We start from the raw sequence: 20505 nt of genomic DNA, 5'->3' as shown, positions 1-20505 counted from the left end.
CTCAGAAACGCAGCCGCTGGCCTCGACCCATACCGTTTCGCCGTTGCGGAGCAGAAGCTGCCTTTCCACGGTGGACGCGGTTGCGCCGGAAGCGACCTGCTCAAAGTCCCAGGCGTACTCCGCCCGCAGTTCCTGGGGATAAAAGGTTGTGTGATGTGCACCGATGAGCTGGCCGGACGTGGTGTCCAGGAGGCGGCATGCGGAGGCGTTGCAGTCCACAACAGTGCCCGTCGCGGCATCCACGACAAGTACAGCGTCGCAGGAACTCTCCATCAATGTGCTAAACAGACCATGCATGGATTTGGACTTTCATGAAACGCGCGGACGTACAACACGCTCGCTGTGCCCTATGTCCAATAATCGCATATATTAACGCCCGTCGCCAAAGTGGCCGCACGAATCACCGCGGCCGGACCTCTTCGTAGTATCAAACGGCGTTTTCATCCGCCTCCTCCGGAAAGAACATGGCCATCGCGAATTCGGTTTGGAATTCCGCGTCACACGACAAATCGAAATGGGCGGTCGCACGCGAGATGGCCTCTGCTCTTGCGCGGGCGCCCAGAGAGAAGGCGGCGGCGCGGGCCCCTTCGAGCGATGTGTTGCCCACGAAACTGAATTGGTCCTGGCCGAGTGTTTCCGGCAACAAGCCAATGCGCTGCGCATTGACAAGTCGAATGTAATTCCCAAACCCCCCGGCAACGTAGACGCGGTCCAGCTGCGCAGGTTCGAGGTTCGCCCGCTTCAACAGGATGGAAATACCCGCGCGGATAGCACCCGTGGCAAGCTGCAATTCCCGCACGTCGCGCTGGGTGAGTAGAAGCGGCCGCCCCGAGAGCGTTTCCTCGGCCCGGGCGAACAGAAAGGCGGTACCAGCCTCTTCTTCGACCACGCGCTTCCGCAAGGCCGGCGGGAGGCTATCGGGCAGAGCGCCGGGCGTCACAAACAAACCCTGGCTAAGAAGAATGCCTTTGCGCAGGAGTTCCGCCGCCAAGTCGATGAGACCGGAACCGCATAGCCCCATAGGGGCTCCGCCGCCGATGGTGGAGACCCGGACGTCTTCCTTGAAGACCACGGCTTCGATGGCGCCCGCGGCCGCGCGCATGCCGCACGAGATCCGGGCCCCCTCGAACGCGGGGCCCGCTGCGCATGATGTCGCGGTCAGCTTGCCGTTGTGGACAAGCGCGAGTTCGCCATTGGTGCCGATGTCTATGAGAAGGGATGGGCGCTCGGCCTCTTCAAGACCGGTTGCGGCGATGCCCGCCACCGTGTCTCCGCCGACGAACCCCCCGATAACCGGCAGAACATATACGCGGCCATTGGGGTTCATATCGATGCCAACCTGTCCGGGCTCGAGGGTCAGGCCACGCCGCGCCACAGGCACAAAGGGAACCACGCCCAGCGCATGCGGGTTCAGCCCCGCAAAAAGATGTTCCATGGTCGTATTGCCCGAAACCGCGACCTCGTAGATGCTCTGTGTTCCAAGCCCGGCTTGCGCCGCCATTTCGGACACCATCTCATTGACCGCAATCAAGACAGTGTCGTGCACCTCGCGCAAGGCCTCGCGGCTTCGGGATGCATGCGTGATACGCGACAGCACATCGTCCCCGAAAACGGTTTGAGGGTTCATACGCGACGCGAAACCCCGTATCGCACCGGTCCGCAAATCGAGGAGTTCGCCCACCAGGGTGGTGGTGCCGATATCGAATGCCGCAGCAAGGCACGCAGCATCTTCCGGTCCTCCAACGAAATCTATCAGGCGTCCGGAAGCCACGATCGCCGTACCCCGAAAATCATGGTCCCGCACCAGCGAGGGCAGTTCGTAAAGAAGCGCCGGTTCGACGGAATCCGCATGAGCAGCGTCGAGAAGGCGTTCCGCATCGGGACGATCGTCCGTCAATGTGGGCATTGACATATTCACGAACACCGCGCGTACAGGCGGATCGGCAGCGGCAGACGGAGAAGCCGCGCGCCCCGCCAGGATCTGGTTCTTGCCTGACGGCAGACCGGATTCAGGAATCTCGATGTTGACATCCGCGTGAAGACGAGTCTGGCAGGCCAGGCGGAAGCCTGCACTCAGTTCTTGTTTCGAGAAAAAGGTCTCGTCGGCGGGACCCGGCTTACTGTCTGCCCCTGCCACCCTCACCCGGCACTTACCGCAGGTACCCTGTCCGCCGCACGGGTATTCGAGAGGAATTCCCGCAAGCGAGGCTGCCTCACGCACGGTGGCGCCCACGGGCACCCGCACGCTCTTCCCATAAGGTTGAAAGACGACTCTGGCCTTATCGTCCATGTGCATTCCTTGTACACGTTTCGGCGGCGGTCAACGAGCCCATGCTCCGGTCCCGCATGTCTTTAGCGCCCCGCGCGGCGCGTCCCCCATCCCCAACGATGGCCCTGCAAGCTAACCTGGCATCGACATCCGGCTCCTCATACGGTTTATTCGTTGCGCGCGCGATAGTACGTTCCTTTCTCGAGCCGGTGTTCCTCGATTTCGCCCGAGTCCAGCAGGGCTTCGATGCACTCCCGGGCGTTTTGCTCCGTAATCGAAAGATTTACCGCGGTTTCACTGACGGAGGCAGGATGACGCCGGAGCATGTTCAAAACCTCTTCAGACGAGACTGTCCGCGTCGCGGCGTCAGCTGCAGGGCCGACATCGGCCACAACCTCGGCGCCCTCGCCCAGCATGGCGGCGATGCGGTCCAACGCTTCCGCGGTCAAGGGCCGTGCCGTCGAAAATGTGGGCGGGCGCACCGCGGTATTCAGCTGAATGCGGTCCGGCCGGATTCTGTCTGCCAACGCCTTGATCCGGGCGACTTGGTCATCGGTCACGCCGGCCAGAAGAAGCACCTCGAGCCAGAGCTGTCCGGCAAACTCGTTCCGGAAGGCGGCCAGTCCCTCGACCATCTGCTCGAAACCGATCGCGCTGTCCGGGCGGTTCACCTCCCGAAACATGGCATCGTCGCCGGCATCCAGGGACGGGATCACAAGGTCAGCCCGAAGCAATTCGGCGCGAACCGCGGGTTGCCAGAAAAGCGAGCCGTTGGTGATGACCGCAACGGGCACGCCGGTCATGGCCTTTACGCCAGCGATCAAATCGCCCAGACGGCTGTAAAGCGTCGGTTCTCCCGAGCCCACGAGCGTCACGTAATCGACGTGGGGCTCCTCATCTAGTTTCCGCCGGAGTTCGCCCAAGACTTCTTCAAGAGAAACGAATTCCCCGCGCTCAACAGTTTTGTGAGTCGTGCGTCCCAATTGGCAATAGATGCAGTCATAGGTGCACGTCTTGGGCGGCAGCACATCGACGCCAAGGCTGCGCCCGATGCGCCGGGATATGATGGGACCAAAGACGTACCGGTAATCGTTGCTCATGGTTTGGGTATCCGTGATTGCCCCCCCGGATTCGCCGGAAGCGGGCGGCAACGCTATGGTACCACGAACAGGCAGGACCCTTCCGCATTTTCCCCTCCTCTGTGCCCACTGCGCGGCAAGTTGACCCCCAGGCGAAGAAGCGAGCCAACACACTGCAGCAGCGTTGGTTAGCGCATCCTGCCTTCGCGTTGCCCGTTGACAAGCCGCCGGGCCCCGGCGGCGCGCGCGGACGATGAAACCTTCTTCCGGCTGGCAAGGTCTAAACAACGTGATTCCAGCAAAGTGGGTGGAGTGCATATAGGGCAAGGAAGAATTGACCTTGCGAACGAAACCCTATACCATGCGCCAGTTTTCGAGCATGTTTTGTATTACGTCCGGAGATTCCCGGCTTGCCTGGAGGTGTAATGCACAAATATTTGGCGATTTTGGGTTTAGCCGCGGCACTGGCCGTGACGGCCGGATGTAGCGGCTCGGCCACGGGGACTGCGGCTGCCAGCGCCGCGCAGGCGGCGGCGCAATTTACGGTCGAGGAGATTGTCATTCCTGTCGAGGTGAAAACCCCCACACGGGGCGATATTTCCGCCTATTTCGAGACCACGACGCGCATCGAGGCCGAGAATCGCGTGGATGTCACCGCGGAAGGCATGGGAAATTGCGTGGCCGTTTTTGCCGACGAAGGCGACAAGGTGAACGAAGGCGATGTGCTCGCGGAACTCGACAAGGACGAAGCCCGGGCTGCCTTGAACCAGGCGATGGTGACGGAAAGCGAGCGCAAAACGGCTTGCGGAAGAGCGAAACAGGCCTTTGAGGCCGGCATACTGGCGGAACAGGACAGGGACGCTGCTCAGTTCGCATACGACAATGCCGTGGCTACGCGACGCATCCAGGAGCTCCAGCTCGCAAATCTCACTATCCGCGCGCCCATAAGCGGCGTGGTGACGCACCGGCACATTCAGGCCGGCATGTTGGTTTCAGCCGGGACGCCCGCGTTTTCCCTGGTGGACCCCTCCTCCTATCAGCTTGTGATCAGTCCGCCTGAGAAAAACCTCATGCAGCTGAGGGAAGGGCAGATCGCCAAATTCACCGTGGACGCTATCGCTGGTGAAGAGTTCGAGGCGCGCATTGCCCGCATCAATCCGAGCGTAGACCCGACGAGCGGCACAATAAAGGTCGTGATGAGTCTTGATAAGGCGACCCAGGAACGGCTCCGGGAAGCGGCCTTTGCTCGCGTGCGCCTCGTGATGGAGACCCACGAGAGTGTGCTGCTTGTCCCCAAGGACGCCGTGATCGAGGAAAATGCGCGCACCTACGTGTTTCTGGCGCGCAGTCAAGAGCCAGGAGAAGCGTCGGCGGAAGAAGCGCGCCCCGCACCGGCCGGAGACGGCCTCCAAGAGGCCGGCCAAGACGACCCGCCAGAAAACACGGATGCGGACAACGCCGCCAACGGCCAGGGCAGCACCTCGGAACCTCCGAATGCAACAAGCGGACAGCACTGGATTGCGGAACGCGTGGAAGTCGAGGTCGGGCTCGAGGATAGCGACGAATCGGAAATCGTAGCGGGGCTGAGTGAGAGCGATCTAGTAATAACCCTGGGCCAGCAGACCCTGAAGCCCGGAACCCGGATTAGCATCACCACAGCCGAGAAAGAACTGGCAAAGAGCGCAGGTTTGAGCGCTGAGGAAGCGCTGAAGGCAGCCGAGGAGGCCAAGATAAACAAGGAGAGCGGCCAGCGGGGCGGTCACCACGGCATAGACCGCCTCAGGTAAATGGCGCATCTCCAGATTCTCGAACCCGGCTGGCCGGCACCCATTGTGCGCATGAAAGTGCGCCGGCACCTTAGGAAGCGTCAAACATAAGTATGAGCGAAACGCAGCCCTCCCCGAAAGAGCAGTACCGCTTGGCAATCCGCCGGCCCGTCACCACCGCGATGGTATTCCTGACGCTGGTGGTATTCGGGTGGAAATCCTATCAAGGGCTGTCCATCAGCCTGATGCCGAACATTTCCTATCCCACGCTCACCGTGCGCACGGAATACGAGGGGGCCGCCCCCGAGGACGTGGAAAAGCTTTTGACGCGGCCGCTCGAGGAGACGCTCGCCATTGTCCCGGGGATGGTGCAGATCAGCAGCGTCTCGTCGCCGGGCCTGTCCGAGATCATATTGGAATTCACATGGGACACCGATATGAACACGGCTCAGCAGGACGTCCGAGACCGTCTGGACCTGTTCGAGCCCCCGGAGGAGGTCACCCAGAATCCGGTGATTCTACGCTACGACCCGACGCTGGACCCGGTCATGCGGGTGGCGATCGTGGATACGTCGCAAGATCTGGCGAGACAACAGGAGCGTCTCACTCAGATTCGCGAATCCGCTGAACGCCATATCAAGAGCGACCTCGAAGGGGAACTTGGGATCGCCCAGGTGCTGGTAAAAGGAGGCCGCGAGGAAGAGATCCAGGTTCTGGTAGATGCCCAGAAGCTCAAGAACCTGGGCCTGAACCTTGACACCGTCAGCAGCGGCCTTGCGCAGCAAAACATCAATCTCTCCGGCGGCAGACTCAAAGAGGGCAAAACAGAGTACCTGGTCCGCACGGTCAACGAGTACAAATCGGTATCCGAGATCCGCGAAACGCTGATCGTGACGCCCGCCGGCGTCCCCATCCAGTTGTGGCAGGTAGCCGACGTTGTTCAGGGGCAGAAAGACCGTGATACGGTCGTGCGTCTGAACGGCGGGGAGGCCGTGGAACTCGAGATCTACAAGTGGGGCGACGCCAACACCGTCCAAGTGTGCAATAAGCTCAAAGACCTTTTCGGATTTGAGCGCAAACTCAGCTTCTGGGAGATGGCCGCCGACCGGGTTCAGAAGCTGCGGAACGCCGGCGTCGAAGATGAGGAAAAGCGGCGCAGCCAGGATCTTCGCAAGACGCTGCTATCGCGGCTTCCAGACCCGGGGCAGAGCGAATTCGTGATGGTGAGCGATCAATCGCGGTTCATCGTGGCCTCGATTGAGGAAGTCCAGGACACGGCCATCATGGGCGGTATCCTGGCACTTATCATCCTTGCCTTTTTCCTCAAAGAGCTGAAGAGCACCCTCATCATAGGCATTTCGATCCCGATTTCGATTATCGCCACGTTCGTACCCATGTACATGCGGGAAGTATCGCTCAACATTATGTCGCTGGGCGGCCTGGCCCTCGGCGTGGGCATGCTGGTCGACAACTCGATCGTGGTGTTGGAGAGCATCTTCCGTTGCACGGAAGAAGGCGACGGCGCGACCGAAGCGGCGAACCGGGGCACCAATGAGGTGGCCGGCGCCGTCACGTCTTCCACGCTGACGACGGTCGCCGTGTTCTTTCCGCTCGCTTTCGTCGAGGGGATCGCCGGCCAGCTCTTTGGAGACTTGGCATTGACGGTGACATTCTCGCTGTTGGCATCGTTGGCAGTGGCATTGTACTTCAATCCTATGATCGCCTCGCGGCCGCCAATGTCGCTCCTCGCCGACCGCGATGTCGTATGGCTGCTGAGGGCGTATCACGAAGGCAGAGAGTCCGGGCGCGGGGTCGTAGGCTCTTTTCTGGGGGCCGTTCCGCGAAGTGGCCGCTACATGAGAACATGGCTCACGGGAGCTTTTCGCCAGGATTTCAAGCCGCTGGCCACTTTGTTGAACAAGGGCTTCCGCAAGGGCGTTTTACAAGGTCTGGCGTCGGCCGTCGGGACGGTATTGTTTGCGCCTTTTCTGGCGGTGCTGTTTGCCGTGCGCGTGTTGCTCAAGGGCATTTCTATCGCCTTTATCGCCGTGCTCTTCCCGATCTCCGTGCTGCTTGTTGCTGTCTACTGGATAGTGAGCCGGATTGTTCGCATTGCTGTGTGGGTCCCGTTTTGGCTTTTTGAAATCGCCTTCAACGCGTTCAGAGACACATACAGAGTGATGTTGCGGTCAAGCCTGCGTTTCAGCGCGCTGGTGCTTATCCTGGCCCTCGTATTGTCCGTGCATGCGGGGTGGCTGATACCGAAGCTGGGCACGGAGTTGATCCCGCCGCTGAAACAGGGGGAGTTCGGCATCCGCATGGAGGCCCCCCCAGGAACCCGGCTCGAACAGACCGAGCGGCAGGCAATCGAGCTGGAAAAGATCGTTCGGAGCTTTCCAATCGTTGACACGGTAGGCGTGGAAGTCGGCTCGGAAAAAACAAAGGCGGAAAGCGAACGCGGCGAGAACGTTGCCGAGTTCACGGTAACCCTCAAAGACCCCGAAGAAAACGCGCAGTACCAGGACGCGATCATCGAGCAGATACGGCGCGAGCTCGTCGCGCGGACGGGCGCCAATATCACGTTCACATTGCCGGCGCTGTTCAGTTTCAAGTATGCCGTCGAGCTTCAGATTCAGGGGGATGACATAGACAAGTTGCGCGAGGTGGGACAGACCATCCTTGCCAGTATCGAGGACGTACCGGGACTGAAGGATGCGGAACTGAACATGAAACGGGGTTACCCGGAAGTGATCATCGGGTTGGACCGTGAGCTATTGGCGGCAAAGGGTCTTACGCCGGACATGGTGGCGTTGCGTCTGCGCAACGAGGTGCAGGGCGACGCCCCCACCGAGTTCAACCGCGCGGGCGAAAAGGTCGACATCCGGGTGCGCACAAACCGGGAACGCCTCAACAGCCTGCGCGACCTGCGGCAGGTATCGGTGATCGAGGGAACGCCGCCGATTCCGCTCGAAACCGTCGCCAACATCGAAGTCAAAGAAGGGCCGAGCGAGATTCGGCGAATCGATCAACGGCGCGTTGCACTGGTCACGGCGAATGTTGAGGGCCGCGACTTGGGCGCCGTGTCGCGGGATATCGAGGCCCGGGTCGGGCAAATCCAGATGCCAGAGGATTTTGATTGGACCCTCGGTGGACAGAACCGCGAATTGGCGACATCCTACCAGAGCCTGCAATTCGCCTTGTTGCTCGCCATCTTCCTCGTATACGTGGTGATGGCCTGCCAGTTTGAGTCCATCTTGCACCCGTTCCTGGTCCTGTTCTCTGTGCCGCTGGCGTTCATAGGCGTCGTATACGCGCTCGTCATTATGAACATCAACATCAGCATCATGGTGTTCATCGGCGGGATCATTCTGGCGGGCATCGTGGTCAACAACGCCATAGTGCTCGTCGATTACGTCAACCAATTGCGCGCGCGGGGAATGACGAAGCGCGAGGCCGTTGTGCACGCAGGAACAGTTCGGCTGCGTCCGATTCTAATGACGACCTTGACGACCGTTCTAGGCTTGATCCCCATGGCATTGTCTAGCGGCGAAGGCGCCGAGATGCGGCGGCCCCTGGCCATTACGGTGATGGCGGGGCTGTCCTCCGCGACGCTGCTCACGCTCGTGATCATTCCGATGGCGTATTACCTGTTCGGCGGCCGGGACAAAACATGAAGTCCGACCTGACCGGCATAGCTCTCCAGAAGCCGATTACGGCAACGATGATCCTGATTACGGTGCTTGGTCTCGGCGTGATTGCATGGACGAAGATCCCGCTTGAATTCATCCATCGGATGGACTTCCCCATGATGAGCTGCAGCATTCCCTACCCCAACTCGACGCCGGAACAGGTCGAGGCGGAGATCGCCATTCCCGCGGAAGGAGAATTCCGCACGGTCTCAAACCTTAAACGCATCGCCAGCACGTCGGACAGCGAAGGATGCAATATCCGTCTGTTGTTCGAATCGGACACCCAGATGTCGCTGGCAACAGCGGAGGTGCGGGACCGCATGGAGCGCCTTCGCCTCAAGCTCCCCTCCGGCGTCGATGACATGTATCTGTTCCGCTTCAGCTCTCAATCCCTGCCTATCCTGCTGATAGGGTTGGGAAGGGCGAAGAACGATGAAGAGTTGGCTCACCGCGTTCGGACAGTCCTCCAGCCGCGGCTTCTTCGCGTGAACGGCGTCGCCGAAGTGCAGGTGTTCACCAAACCCGAGCAGGAAGTACTGATCGAATTCGACCAAGAGGCGCTTCGGGCGCACCGGATGGCCCTATACGAGGTCGTAGCCCATCTTCAACGAAGCAGCCTGAATCTCGCGGTCGGCGAAATGAAAGAAGGGCCGACGAAGTATTACGTGAGAGCGTTGGGAGAATTCACACATCCGGACGAAATCGCGGATGTGATGATCAACCCGGAAGGGCTGCGCGTCAAAGACGTGGCGAATGTGGGATTCGAGGCGCGGGAGTTCCAGCGAGAGTTCACGATCGATGGCAAGGGCGGGGCGTTCCTGATGATTCGCAAGGAAGCCGAGGCAAATGCCATCGCGACATGCAAGCGCGTGCATGAAGCCCTCGAAAAAGCACGAACGGAACCGGATTTCAAAGATCTGGACGTTTACGTGTTCTTCGACCAAGGAGAACTCATCCGGCAATCCTTGAACAACCTTATCAAGGCCGGGAAATCGGGCGGTCTTTTAGCGGTTGTCGTGCTGTTTTTGTTTCTTCTGCGCATCCGTCCCACGCTGGTCGTGGCACTGGCTATCCCCTCGTCAGTAGTGGTGGGTCTGGTGGTCATGTACTTCATCGGGATGACGCTGAACATCGTAACCATGTGCTCGCTGATCATCGCCCTGGGGATGCTGGTAGACAACGCGATCGTGGTGATCGAGAACATTTACCGGTATCGGCAGTTGGGACTGGGGGCGGTTGAGAGTGCGCGGCGCGGAGCATCGGAGGTGGGGATGGCTATTACGGCGTCCACGCTGACCACCATCGTCGTCTTTGTGTCGCTCCTGTTCATGGAAAGCGGCGAGATGGGACAGCACATGCGCCAGTTCTCATTGCCCATCACGGTGTCGCTTGTGGCAAGTCTCGTGATTGCCTTGACGATAATACCGCTGGCGGCCAGCCATATGAACGAGCTGTCGAATCTGTCGGAACATCCCCTTCTCCACCGGATTATTGCGCTGGCCGAACGCCTTTTCGGGAAGTGGTTCATCCGGCTGGTTCGACGCGTGGCACGGTTGCACCCCCTGAAAAGCACAATCAACGGCTATGTCGCCGCCCTTCACTGGGTGATGCGCTGGCGCCTGGCGTCGGTATTGTTGATACTGGCTTTCGGCGCCCTAACCTTCGCGATTCCGTTCAGGTACGTGGGCATGCAGGGCATGCCCGAGATTGACACGCGCGAGGTGCGTATTGACGTAGAGTTCGATCAGAACTTCGACATGGAAATGGCCAAAGGAGTCATGGACCAGCTGCTCGCATCCATCAACCAGCAGCGCGATGAGCTGGGCGTCGAAAACGTGTTCGTGAATTACGGCCCCGAAGGCGGCGAGATAAGCTGTTTTCTCTACGACGCAGACCAATACCCGGGCGGCAAGGAACCCCCTTATACCACGGAACAGGTCCTGGACATTCTGTGGCAACGGTTCTCGTCGCCGGAAACCGGCACCCGTTTACCCGGAACCGAATTGGGATTCTCGATTGCGCAGTCCGAGGGGGCTACGCGCATGGTCAGGGTCCGCATGCGGGGCGACAACGCCGCAATCCTGGCCGAGAAGGCAAAGCATTTCAGCACCCTTATGGCGATGATCCCCAACGTGAGTGAAGTGCAGACCGATGCGGAGATCGACCGCCAGGAAATGCAGATAAGCATCGATGAGACGCTGGCAAAACGATTTGGCATCAATCCGCTGATTGTGGCGCGAACCGTGGACTTTGCGCTCCGGGGCACGCGGCTGCCGTACATGAAACGCGAGGGGCGCGAGATCGCCGTCTGGGCACAGTTCCGCGAGGAAGATCGGAAACGAAAGACCAGCCTCGACAACGTCGCCCTGCTGACGGTCAGCGGCGAACTCGTGCCGCTCAACCGGATCGTGCGGTTCGAGAAGGCGCACAGCCCCAAACAGATTCAGCGCATCAATGCGAAGAACGTCACTACGATTACCGCCAACGTGAGCGGGGAAAACCTGGCCGAGATCAAAAAGAACCTGGAGGAGCTGGTGGGGAGGTTTCCGTTGCCTCGCGGATATTCGATCGAACTGGGCGACGAGCTGGTCGAGCTGGCGCAGGACCGGGCAAATTTTATCACCGGGATTATGCTCGCAATCGTCATGATCTACATTGTCATGGGGGCGTTGTTCGAATCGTTTGTTCTGCCCCTGTCAATATTGACTACGATACCGGTGGCCTTTCTCGGGGTATGGTGGACGATGTTCCTCACCCGGACCTCGATGGACACGATAGCCTATATCGGCATGTTCCTGATGGTCGGCGTAATTGTAAACAACGGCATTGTGATCGTTGATCATATCAACCAGATGCGCGGGCAAGGAACCGAACGAATGCAAGCGATCCTTCAGGGAGGACGGGATCGGTTTCGTCCGGTCATGATGACCGCGCTGACTACCATACTTGGATGCGTGCCGCTGGCCATGGGCGGCAGCATGGGGAGTGAAGTGGCCTTCCACAGCCTTGGCAAAGCCCTCATCGGCGGACTGACCATGGGCACGTTCCTGACCCTCTTTGTGGTTCCATTGTTTTACTCGCTGATCGATGATTTTCGTTATTGGTTCATGAGTTATTTCGCCAGTCTGGTCGCCATGGGAGCGCGCGACAAACGGGCTATGCGCTCCACAAATCTCGGCGTCGCGAAATAGTCACCCGGAACCTGGACAGGCACGCCGGAAATCCAGAAGATACGGAGTCCGTTCAGTAATCCCCAGTTCACGTTGAGGGGCAGGTGCCGCCACTATACCGGGCTGGCCCTCGCTGACGGCCACGCACTGGTTCTGGTTTCCGAAACGAATAGGATTCAACCATACGGTTCACGAACCGTCCAGCCTGTCTGACCCGTGTGAGGCGTCTGACTCTTCCCTTGGGCAGAGGTCAGGGTGAGGCGGTGTTTGCTTCGCGGCAAGGCATTATGCTAGGCTGTTTTACCGGCTTTGGGATTTGTGGGACAAGCCGGCCGACTTGACGGATAAAGGAAGGGTGAGTTGTGAGAAAACCACTTGTCGCGGGCAACTGGAAAATGAACAAGCTGGTAGGCGAATCGCTGGAACTGGTGAACGCGCTGAAACCGCTTGTGGAAGGCATCGAAGCTGCGGACATCGTTGTATGCCCAGTATTCACAGCCCTTTACCCCGTTGCGCAGGCGTTGAAAGGAAGCAACATTCAGCTCGGCGCGCAGAACTGCTATCTGAAAGAAAGCGGCGCGTATACGGGCGAGATTTCGCCGCAGATGCTGAAGGATGCCGGCTGCACCTGGACCATTATCGGTCACAGCGAACGGCGGCAGTTTTTTAACGAATCCGACGAGTTTCTCAACGAAAAGCTGCGTTTCGCGCTGGCAACCGGGTTGAAGGTCATGTTCTGCATTGGCGAGACCCTCGAGGAGCGCGAAGGCGGCAAGATGAACGATGTGCTGGTACGGCAGGTCACCAACGGTCTGATGGGGTTGTCGCAGGCCGATTTCGACAACACCTCCATTGCCTACGAACCGGTGTGGGCCATCGGCACCGGCGTTACCGCCACGCCGGAACAGGCTGAGGAGGCCCATGCATTCGTGCGTGGCCTCGTCCAAGACCAGTTTGGCGAAGCGGTTGCCGACAAGGTACGAATACAATACGGCGGCAGCGTGAAGCCGGACAATGTGGCTTCGTTGATGGCGAAACCGAATGTCGATGGTTCGCTGGTCGGCGGGGCATCGTTAAAAGCGGACGTTTTTGCGGAGATCGTGAAGAAATCCCTGTAGCAGGGCAAGGCATCATCATGGGACGACCCGCAATCCGGCCCGGCGCGGCCGAAACGAAAACGGGCGGCCCGATAGGACATCGAGGCGGATGTTAGGTTCACTCTTTGATTGGTTGTGGTGGGTTTGCGTGATTCTGTACGTTCCCGCATGCCTGGGATTGATCTTCGTCGTTCTGGTTCAGAAGGGCAAAGGCGTGGGCTTCGCGGGTGCGTTTGGCCTCGGCGGCGGCGGGGCGGACACGGTGTTCGGGCCCCGCATGAGCAAGAGCCTGCCCGTAAAGCTGACCTACGTCATGGCAGGCATGTTCCTCCTGCTCGCCATGGGAATGTCGCTTCTTTCGGGGCGAATCTCGAAGGGTCAGGCCCCAGAATTGGTCGAAACAGAGACCGTCGACATGAGCGGTTACGACGAGGGTGGTATCGGCGCGGCCCCGGCAGCTGCTGAGGGCGAAGCAGCCGGCGTGGTCCCGGTGGCTCCGGCGAACGAAGGAGCTGGAGCGGTTCCCTCGGTTACCGTCGAGGAAGCGGCGCCCGAGCAGCCCGCGCCACAGACCGTGACCGTGGAACCTCCGGCGCCCGTTGCGGATCAATCTACCGCAGAGACGCCCGCAGGCGACGCCGGGGAGGCATCGCCCCCGGCCGCCAATCAGTAGAGACCTTCAGAAGACTGGTGTTGCGGCCCAGAGCCTCCCGGGGCTTTGGGCCTGTTTTTTTCGAGGCAGGGTTCCCCTCCCCCGGGTAACGGAGCAGAGCCACCGGTATGGACAAGATCTTGATTCGGGGCGGCCGCCCGCTTCACGGCACCGTGTATGTGCGCGGCGCGAAAAACGCGGCGCTGCCGCTAATGGCGGCGGCACTGCTTTCCGAGGAACCGTGCCTCCTCCATAACGTCCCCTGCCTTCATGACATTTTCACCATGGACAAGATTCTGTCAGGCATGGGCATGCGGATTGATTTCACGGGCCGCTCGATGAACCTGGATGCCTCTGTGGTGGGGACCCAGGAGGCGCCGTATGACCTCGTGCGGAAGATGCGGGCTTCGTTCTTCGTGCTGGGACCTCTGTTGGGCCGCTTCGGGAAGGCGCGGGTATCGCTGCCGGGCGGATGTGCAATCGGGACACGGCCCGTCGATATCCATCTCGCCGGCCTCGAGGCTCTCGGGGCCTCCATAACGATCGAAGAAGGCTATGTCGTCGCGCAAGGACGCTTGAAAGGAGCCGACTTCGCGCTGGACTACCCGAGCGTCGGAGCCACCGAAAACCTTCTCATGGCCGCTTGCCGCGCCCAAGGCGTGACCAGGCTCAGCAACGTCGCGCGCGAACCTGAAATTGTGGATTTGGCGGCGTTTCTCAATAACATGGGGGCACGGATCTCCGGTGCGGGCACCGACCTTATCACTATAGTGGGCGTGGACGCCCTGGCGGGAACGGAGCACGCGGTCATCCCGGACCGGATCGAAACAGGGACGTTCCTCCTGGCGGGAGTCGCCACCCACGGCGACGTGACGGTGCAGAATGCCTGCGCGGACCATCTCGCGAGTTTCCTCAAGAAACTGCGTGAGACCGGCGCGGAGGTCGAGATCCTCGGCGAACGCATCCGCGCCCGGGCGACCAACGGGTTCAAGAGCACCGACATCACAACCCAGCCATTCCCCGGCTTTCCCACCGACTTGCAGGCGCAGACGATGGCCATGCTGTGCGTGGCCGAAGGCGTAAGCGTCATCCGAGAGACGGTGTTCGAGAATCGTTTCATGCAGGTAGCCGAACTCGCCCGCATGGGTGCGGACATCGATCTCGACGGCAACGCGGCGATCGTGCGCGGCGTGAAAAGCTTGAGCGGAGCGCCGGTGATGGCGTCGGACTTGCGCGCAAGCGCCGCCTTGGTCATTGCCGGCCTGGTCGCGGAGAAAGGGGAAACCGCCGTCGCGCGCGTGTATCATATCGACCGGGGCTATGAGCGTATCGAGGAACGTCTGAGCGCACTCGGGGCGGACATCCAGCGCGTGCGGTAGGAAGGCCCCGGTCTTTTCCGGAAAAACCATCTCGCGGGCGGCCTGCGGTCCCTGCTGTATGCATAGCGCGCGGTTCCTACGGGCCGACTAGAGGGAGAGGTATATGCGAACCGTAACGATTACGAACGAGAGCGAGCTGGAAAAAGTCATCCGGGCGATCGAGCGGGGCGAGGAAGCGTCCGCGGGGGGAGAAGAACATCTCGCCCAACAACTCGATTCCACGCGGGCGATTGTTGAGGAAGTCCGCGCGCGGGGTGATGAGGCCGTTGCGGAATTCACCAGGAGATTCGACAACGTGACCCTGGCCCCCTCGGAATTCGAAGTTTCGCCTGAGGAGATCGGCGCGGCTTTCGACGAAGTTGACCGTGACCTGGTGGGCGCGTTGGAACGCGCTCTCGACAATATACGGGCATTTCATTCGCGGGAATTGCGCCAGTCGTGGGAAGTGACCTCCAAGGACGGAACGGTCTTGGGCCGCCGCATCACGCCCTTGGAGCGTGTGGGGGTCTATGTGCCGGGCGCGACGGCGTTTTACCCTTCGTCGGTACTGATGAATATTGTGCCGGCATCGGTGGCCGGGGTTAATGAGATCATCATGGTCTCTCCCCCATCTTACAATGGGACGATCCATCCGCTGGTGCTCGCCGCGGCAAGAATCGCCGGCGCGACCCGCGTGTTCCGAGTCGGCGGCGCGCAGTCCATTGCGGCGCTGGCATACGGCACCCGCATGGTTCCCGCGGTGCCCAAAATCACCGGGCCGGGGAACATCTACGTGACCCTGGCAAAGCGGCTCGTGTCGTCGGTATGTGCAATCGACATGGAAGCGGGCCCTTCCGAAGTTGTGGTGCTGGCCGATGCGAAGGCGAACCCCAGAGAGGTTGCCGCGGAGATGCTCGCCCAAGCGGAACACAACCCCGACTCGGTGGCGATCCTGGTTACGCCGTCCGCGGATCTGCCGCCAAAGGTCGCTGCGGTTGTCGAGGAAGAGCTGGAGCTCCTGTCGCGGGCGGCGACGATTCGCGCCTCGCTCGATGCGTTCGGCCTGGCCTATGTGGTGCCCGATCTGCAGGGCGCCATCCGCCTGACCAACGTGCTGGCCCCGGAACACTTGTCGATCCAAGCCGAGGAACCGGTTGCGGTCTTCGAGAGAATTGAAAACGCGGGCGCCGTGATGTTAGGAGGCGGGACACCCGTGGCCGTGACCGATTACTACGCCGGTCCTAACCACATTCTGCCGACTGGCAGGCGGGCACGGTTTTCTTCGCCGTTGTCGGCGGAGGATTTCCGCAAAGTCACCAACTACGTCTCCTATTCGAAGACGCGGCTGCAAAAGGACGCCGAAGACATCATAAAGCTGGCAACGGCGGAGGGCCTGACAGCTCACGCCCGCGCCGTGGAGATCAGAAAGTGAAGCACGCGCGCGCATTGCTTAAAGACGTCGAGGGATACGTTCCAGGCGAACAGCCCAAAGATCCCAACATTATCAAACTGAACACCAACGAGAACCCCTATCCCCCCTCCCCCATGGCGCTCGAAGCGTTGAAGGCGATAGCAGCCGACGCCCTGCGGAAGTATCCTGACCCGCTGGCAACTGCTCTCCGCGCCAAATGGGCGGAGATTCAGCATTACTCAGGAGCCGAGTGGGTGGTGGCGGGCAACGGCATGGATGAATTGCTGGCCATGGCGGTCCGCACCTTCGCGGACCCCGGGGACACCATACTAACCACCTACCCGACCTATACGCTCTACGAAACCCTGGCCAAACTGCACGGCGCGCGGGTGGAGGCGATAGAACTGGACGACGCGTATCAACTGCCGGAATCGTTCTTCGGGTGCAGGGGGCGCATGTGCTTCCTGCCAAGGCCGAACGCTCCAACGGGCGTGTGCGTGCCGCGGGAGGACGTCGAACGGCTCTGCGCCGAATTCAACGGGCTCGTTGTGATCGACGAGGCGTACGTGGATTTTGCAGACGACAATTGCATGGACTTTCCGGCGCGCCACGAAAACGCCATTGTGATGCGGACATTCTCTAAGTCATTCAGCCTGGCGGGATTGCGCCTCGGACTGGCAGTCGCGAATCCCGCGATTATCGAGGAGTTTCTGAAAACCAAGGATTCCTACAACCTCAACGCAGTGACACAAGCCGTAGGGCTTGCTGCCCTGAACGACTGTGAACACATGAAGCGGAACGCTTCGCGCGTGGCGGCAACTCGAAAACGCGCCACCGGCGCCCTCCAGGAGCTTGGTTTTGAGGTGACGCCGTCTCAATCGAATTTCGTCCTTGCCCGCTGGGACAAAAAGCCCGGCGCCCGAACCATCTTCGAAAAGCTCCGAAATCACAAGATATTTGTCCGCTATTTTGACGCCCCGCGGCTGCGAGATGCCTTGCGCATCACTATCGGCACGGACGGCGAGATGGATGCCCTCATTACGGCGTTGCGCCATATCGTGAAGTAGCGTACCATAGGCTGTGCGCTGAATAATCGGCCCAAACGAAAGGCACCGTCATGCGTAAGACTCTTCTCATGCTTGTGCCGTGCGCCTTCCTCGCGGCAGGCTGCATGACCCTTGAAGGGGAACCTTTTAACATAAACATTCTGTCCACCCCGCAGGAGATCGAACTCGGCAACGAACTCTCCACCGAAATCGAGAAACAGGAAAAGGTCTCCACGGACGCGGAACTGCAGGCCTACGTCTCGGAAATTGGCGCACGGGTAGCAAGCGTGGCTACGCGCCAGGATGTAACGTACAACTTCACGGTGATTGACAATCCCGACACGGTAAACGCCTTCGCGTTGCCGGGGGGACACATGTACGTATATACGGGCTTGATGAAGATTTGCGAAAACGAGGCGGAGCTTGCCAGCGTGATGGCCCACGAGGTCGCCCATGTCGCCGCCCACCACCACGGCGAAGCACTGACAAAGCAATACGGGTATAGCCTGTTGACGCAACTTCTGCTCGGCGAAGACCCCGGTACGCTGGCCAAGATCGCGTCCGGCGTTTTTGGACAAGGCGTTCTCAGCTACTACAGCCGTGAGAACGAGCGGGAAGCAGACGCGCTCGGCATGGAATTCCTGTATCGCGCGGGCTATCAGCCGGCAGCCATGGTCTCGTTCATGGAGAAACTGATGGCCGAGGAACAGCGTGCCGGCGGCGGCAACCCTCTTCCCATCTTTGCCTCCCACCCCCCAACCCAGGAGCGGCACGTGCGGCTGCAAACGCTCCTGCAGAGGTACCCCCTGGCCGAGCAGCAGGATAGTCCCCTCTACGTGGAGCGGTACAATCAGAAGGCCCTCGCACGCTTGAAGTAGCTGCCTCAGACCGCGCCCACGCCGGAAGGACGTCTCCACGGCAGGAAACGGTCTCACACGGATACTTAGAGAACGCCAGGAAGAGGAGTTGTTATACGTGTGCGTCCTCCCAGGCGTTTCGTCCCTTTTCCTGTGTTCCCCGCGCCTCGGCATGAAATAGACCCTGCGCTGCACGTCGACCGAGACCGGCAGACGCGTCGGTCGCCGTAGACTCATGGTACAATGGCGCCCACAAGAAGGAGCGCGTCATGATCCTTGATCAGGTCAAGCTCGGCCCTGTATCGGTCAGCCGGATGATAATCGGGGGCAATCCATTCAGCGGGTTCTCCCATCAGACCACCGAAAAAGACAAGGAAATGTGCCGCTATTTCACAACACGCCGGATCAAAGAGACCTTGCGGCAGGCGGAATCCCTCGGCGTCAATACCCACCTGGGCCGCGCCGATCATCACATCATGCGGATGTTGCTCGAGTATTGGGATGAGGGCGGAGGCATTCAATGGATCGCGCAGACATGTCCCGAGGTGGGCGACATTCCAAGGGGCATCCAGAACGGCATCAACGGCGGCGCGAGGGCGTGCTTCATACACGGGGGCGTCATGGACTTCCGGTTCAGTCACAGTGACCTCGACGACATCCCCGCCGCCATCGCCATGATTAAGGACGCCGGTCTCGCCGCGGGCATCGCCGGCCATAACCCCCAAGTGTTCGAGTGGGCGGAGGACCACCTTGATGTGGATTTCTACATGTGCTCGTATTACAACTCGGCCAACCGCGACAAGAGCGCTGAGTTGAAGACCGGTATGGCCGAGTGGTTTCGCGCCGAAGACCGCGAACGTATGGGGGCGCTGATCCGGAAACTCAACAAACCGGTGATTCATTACAAAGTGATGGCGGCGGGGCGTAACGCTCCCGAGGAAGCCCTGTGGTTTGTGGCACAACACCTGCGGCCCCAGGATGCGGTCTGTATCGGCATCTATCCACACCACAAGCCGAACATGCTCCAGGAAAACATCACCCTCTTGCAGGCCTGCCTGGCCAAAGCAGGAAAACTGCCCGGCGCAGCCGCAGAATAGTCACGGAGATTGCGTTACCTGAATATGAATCCGTTGAGACTCCCCCAATAACCCAGGAGAACTTCTCATGCGCATGTGCCTGTTTGTCTTCACAACCGCCCTTGCGGCCAGCCGCTTATGCGGCGCCGAGGAAATCGCGTGTCCGGGCGTGTACGGGGGCCATCTGCAAGGCATCGCCACCGATGAACAACAGAACATCTACTGGTCATTCACGGTGGCCATTGTCAAGACCGATAAGACCGGCGCGATTCTCAAGGCTGTCGCCGCGCCCACTCATCAGGGCGATTTGACGTACGTTGACGGCAAGGTATACGTCGCGGTGAACCTTGGACAATTCAACCAGGAACCCGGGCAAGCCGATTCCTGGATATATGTATACGACGCCCGTGATCTGTCGCTGTTGTCGGAAAAAGCGGTGCCCGAAGTAGTGCATGGCGCGGGAGGCATGGCGTTTCATGACGGCAGGTTCATTGTCGTTGGGGGCTTGCCGGAAGGGTACAACGGGAATTATGCGTACGAGTACGACAAAGACCTGAACTTCGTCAAGCAGCACGTGATTCAGAGCGGATACACGAAAAAGGGTATCCAAACCGTGTGCTGGTTTGATGGCGCCTGGTGGTTCGGGTGTTATGAAGATCAAAAGGGATTGTTGAAGACGGACGAGGCGTTCAACCTGCTCGGCCGTTACGAACCCAACTATTCGAAAGGGATCGCGCTCTGGATCAATGGGAAATGTCTGCGGGGAGAGTCCAAACCCATCGAAGACAAGCAGCACATCGGATGGGCAGTCGTGGACATGCCCGGAAAAGTCCCTGCGGAAACCCCCGGCGAGACCGGGAAGATTGCCGCGCCACCCGGCTGAGGCGTTTCAAATACGGCGGCCCGGCCGTCCGCGATTTTCTCTCCCAGGCAAATAAGAAATCCCCGCGAAACACTGGGCTTCGCGGGGGTGTCTGGCACAAATCGCGGCTTCGCGCAAAAGCAGCTTACTTGGCGCGAGCCTTCTTTTTCGCA

The 20505-nt window shown here is 60.0% G+C and carries 14 protein-coding genes; 11 read left to right on the top strand and 3 right to left on the bottom strand.

The window, feature by feature from the left end:
* From PLJ71_06360 to PLJ71_06350, 3 genes are all read right to left on the bottom strand, one after another.
* Positions 1-297 (bottom strand): PAS domain-containing protein (locus PLJ71_06360; protein HQM48293.1); only part of this gene is annotated, 297 nt, incomplete at its 3' end.
* Positions 298-427: 130 nt separating this feature from the next.
* Positions 428-2290 (bottom strand): ASKHA domain-containing protein, encoded by a 1863-nt coding sequence (locus PLJ71_06355; GenBank protein ID HQM48292.1) that lies wholly within the window; start codon positions 2288-2290, stop codon positions 428-430.
* Between the two features lie 146 nt (positions 2291-2436).
* Positions 2437-3369 carry a radical SAM protein gene (locus tag PLJ71_06350; protein HQM48291.1) on the bottom strand — a complete coding sequence of 311 codons (933 nt, stop codon included), beginning with the start codon at positions 3367-3369 and terminating at the stop codon, positions 2437-2439.
* A gap of 404 nt (positions 3370-3773) precedes the next feature.
* Between PLJ71_06350 and PLJ71_06345 the strand changes: the two genes are divergently transcribed.
* From PLJ71_06345 to PLJ71_06295, 11 genes are all read left to right on the top strand, one after another.
* Positions 3774-5135 carry an efflux RND transporter periplasmic adaptor subunit gene (locus PLJ71_06345; GenBank protein HQM48290.1) on the top strand — a complete coding sequence of 454 codons (1362 nt, stop codon included), beginning with the start codon at positions 3774-3776 and terminating at the stop codon, positions 5133-5135.
* 92 nt (positions 5136-5227) lie between these two features.
* Positions 5228-8788, top strand: coding sequence for an efflux RND transporter permease subunit (locus PLJ71_06340; GenBank protein ID HQM48289.1), 3561 nt, complete (start codon positions 5228-5230; stop codon positions 8786-8788).
* A complete protein-coding gene (locus tag PLJ71_06335) occupies positions 8785-11994 on the top strand; it encodes an efflux RND transporter permease subunit (protein HQM48288.1) in 3210 nt (1069 codons plus the stop codon). Before PLJ71_06340 ends, PLJ71_06335 begins: the two co-directional genes overlap by 4 nt.
* 341 nt (positions 11995-12335) lie before the next feature.
* On the top strand, positions 12336-13091 hold the full coding sequence (tpiA, locus tag PLJ71_06330) for a triose-phosphate isomerase (protein ID HQM48287.1): 756 nt from the start codon (positions 12336-12338) through the stop codon (positions 13089-13091).
* Positions 13092-13179: 88 nt separating this feature from the next.
* Positions 13180-13743, top strand: coding sequence for a preprotein translocase subunit SecG (gene secG / locus PLJ71_06325; GenBank protein ID HQM48286.1), 564 nt, complete (start codon positions 13180-13182; stop codon positions 13741-13743).
* Positions 13744-13850: 107 nt separating this feature from the next.
* Positions 13851-15101 carry a UDP-N-acetylglucosamine 1-carboxyvinyltransferase gene (murA, locus tag PLJ71_06320; GenBank protein ID HQM48285.1) on the top strand — a complete coding sequence of 417 codons (1251 nt, stop codon included), beginning with the start codon at positions 13851-13853 and terminating at the stop codon, positions 15099-15101.
* 103 nt (positions 15102-15204) lie between these two features.
* Positions 15205-16512, top strand: a complete 1308-nt coding sequence (gene hisD, locus PLJ71_06315; protein ID HQM48284.1) for a histidinol dehydrogenase — start codon at positions 15205-15207, stop codon at positions 16510-16512.
* Positions 16509-17558 carry a histidinol-phosphate transaminase gene (gene hisC / locus PLJ71_06310; protein HQM48283.1) on the top strand — a complete coding sequence of 350 codons (1050 nt, stop codon included), beginning with the start codon at positions 16509-16511 and terminating at the stop codon, positions 17556-17558. The genes hisD and hisC overlap by 4 nt, the downstream gene beginning before the upstream one ends.
* A 50-nt stretch (positions 17559-17608) precedes the next feature.
* On the top strand, positions 17609-18415 hold the full coding sequence (locus PLJ71_06305; GenBank protein ID HQM48282.1) for a M48 family metallopeptidase: 807 nt from the start codon (positions 17609-17611) through the stop codon (positions 18413-18415).
* Between the two features lie 248 nt (positions 18416-18663).
* A complete protein-coding gene (locus PLJ71_06300) occupies positions 18664-19491 on the top strand; it encodes a hypothetical protein (GenBank protein HQM48281.1) in 828 nt (275 codons plus the stop codon).
* 67 nt (positions 19492-19558) lie between these two features.
* A complete protein-coding gene (locus tag PLJ71_06295) occupies positions 19559-20353 on the top strand; it encodes a hypothetical protein (protein ID HQM48280.1) in 795 nt (264 codons plus the stop codon).
* The last annotated feature ends 152 nt before the right edge of the window (positions 20354-20505 follow it).

This window comes from Candidatus Hydrogenedentota bacterium (genome assembly GCA_035416745.1).
Taxonomy (GTDB): Bacteria; Hydrogenedentota; Hydrogenedentia; order Hydrogenedentales; family SLHB01; genus UBA2224.
This window is presented reverse-complemented; position numbering and strand designations above follow the sequence as displayed.